We start from the raw sequence: 1,786 nt of genomic DNA on the forward strand, positions 1-1,786 counted from the left end.
TATTGGAATGAGAATAACGAACCTAAACTTCATAGTAGTTGGCAAAAAATTAAAGATTCATTCTACCAAACCCCAGATTTACCACCTGAACACCCTGACGACTATAAAACGCTGGACGGTGTTGATCAAAATGACAACGGTATCCGCGACGATTATGAGCGCTATGTGTATGAAAAGTTTGATTCTCCACAGCTCATCACCTTTAGTTTAGGTGCCGCTTCAACATTACAACTGGTTATTGATATAGAGCAGGGCCGTATACCAAATTTAGATACTGAGATCGGTAAGCAGATTATTTTAGATATTATGAATATCAATTACTGCACAAGGCAATTACAAAATGAATTCTCTGATTTTCGTAATCCTAAATCATTGTATTTCAATACAATTGATCGAGCTTATACGAACCGGAAAAGTCAAAATAAAATAGCAGATATTCTACGTTTTGAACCTAGCTACCACTGGATGGCTGATCAACATTGTGAAGCATTAATAGGGGCTAAAAAATGAAAATATACATTTTAATTATGGCCTTAATTTTTTCATACTCTGCATTTGCTAACTTACAAACTCTTGATAGACACTGTAGTAAGCAAGTTGATTATATACGCTTTTTCCATGTAAATGGAATGCTCACAAGTTATGATGAATTTGAATCAAATCTTGCTTGGATCGATAATTTTCATGCTGTTTGGTTAGGTAAGTACTACCGAGGAGCTAAAGCAGATGGTAACTATAATAATAATGAGGTTATATATGAGCAAATTTATGAAGTTGCTCAACAAAAATATAGCGACCTATCTATATTTTCACCGAAATATAGAATCATTACTGCCATACTCAATGGTACTGTTTCTGTCTTAAATAAAAAAGATTTAATGATTTTACAAGAAGTTATCTTAGAGTCTGTAATTGATGCAAATTACAGTATCATAAACGAAACTGATTATAACAATGCTTACCAAAAACTAAATTTTCATATGAATTCATGCAATAGAATTATTTTACTGGGTCACTCCCAAGGTAATTTTTATACTAATGTTTTATTCGAAGAAATAATTGATAACTACATTTACAGTGACGGTTATTCTACTGCAGATTATCCAATGATCAGCCTTTCTGCAATCGCTCCCCCAACAAGTTCATTACCCAAAGATGAGTATAAAGCTCTAGTTTCATATCTCACTTTAGATGATGACAGTGTCATTGATATAGTAAGAATATTATTTGGAAGTCTACCACCTAATTTTTCTGCTAAATCATACTTTGACGACTCACATCATGGTTTAATAGATTCATACCTTAGAAGTAATCCTGTTGCGAGTAAAATTAGTGAAAAAATTGAGTTTTCTATACAAAACCAAACCCCCTTTCCGTTATTTGAACAACATCCAGTAAAATCTGATGCTTTTTCACACATCGGCTATTCAAAAATAAGTAAAATTCTTGACCTCAAATTTGAATCTGGTGGTGTTTATCGTTATTACAATATACCAATCTTATTATGGGATGAGCTGTATTACTCAACATCAATGGGGAAGGTTTTTAATGATAATATTCGAGGTCAATACCCTTTTGATAAGTTAGATATTGAAAGTATGACTTACCTGAAAATGACAACCATTGAACCTTTTGCAAAAGTTGAAAAGTAATGAAACTTCAAAGGAATTTGCAATGACTAAACTCATCATTATTGCTTGGTTACTTTTTTGTTCATATGCTTACGCGACAAATATTTTTAAGCTTAACTCACAATCTAAAAATACAGATTTAGCCGATATTCAAC

Annotated in this window: 1 protein-coding gene and 1 pseudogene; both read left to right on the top strand. The window is 32.4% G+C overall.

Features of this window, described 5'->3' with window-relative positions; genetic code table 11:
• Positions 1 to 510 (top strand): annotated as a pseudogene (locus H5201_RS22360) (chitodextrinase); the annotation flags it as partial.
• Positions 507 to 1,652, top strand: a complete 1,146-nt coding sequence (locus H5201_RS22365) for a KTSC domain-containing protein (RefSeq protein ID WP_182785438.1) — start codon at positions 507 to 509, stop codon at positions 1,650 to 1,652. The pseudogene H5201_RS22360 and the gene H5201_RS22365, both read left to right, overlap by 4 nt.
• The last annotated feature ends 134 nt before the right edge of the window (positions 1,653 to 1,786 follow it).

The sequence above is a fragment of the Pseudoalteromonas sp. SG43-6 genome (assembly GCF_014164365.1).
Lineage (GTDB): Bacteria > Pseudomonadota > Gammaproteobacteria > Enterobacterales > Alteromonadaceae > Pseudoalteromonas > Pseudoalteromonas rhizosphaerae.